Here is a 455-nt window from a genome sequence, read left to right on the forward strand (position 1 = left end):
CCCGCCGGTCATTCAATACGTGCCGAGCCGCGGGCTCGGCGATATCGTTGCCGAGGTCTCGGCGGCCGCAAACGACAAGGCGGAGATCCTGCTGCGGCGCAGCAGCTCGGAGGAGAATTTCCTTTCGCTGCAGCTCGCCTCGGAAGGGCGGATCGGCACCGTCGAACTTCTCGACATCGACACGACAGGCAGGCCCTATGCGCTGGTCGAGCTTGTGCCCGCCGACCGGCCCGAGCGCACCGGCATGCTGGTGGTGCGCTTCACGCCGAACGGGGCGATGGATCGGGTCTACGATCTGCCGATCGAACCGGGCACGGTATTTTCCAGGCGCTTCGTGGCGATCGGCCCGCGCGGCGACGTGCTCTATCTCCGCTCGCAGGAAAGCCGGGCGCAGGTTCTGCGGCTCGACGGCCGGGAGCCCGGCCGCAAGCTTGCCGTTATCAGGCCCACCAAGC

The 455-nt window shown here is 67.7% G+C and carries 1 pseudogene; it reads left to right on the plus strand.

The features are described 5' to 3' along the window. Positions 1-455, plus strand: a pseudogene (locus tag FMN63_RS11270) (hypothetical protein); the annotation flags it as partial.

The organism is Stappia sp. BW2 (assembly GCF_008107695.1).
In the GTDB taxonomy this organism is placed as follows: domain Bacteria; phylum Pseudomonadota; class Alphaproteobacteria; order Rhizobiales; family Stappiaceae; genus Roseibium.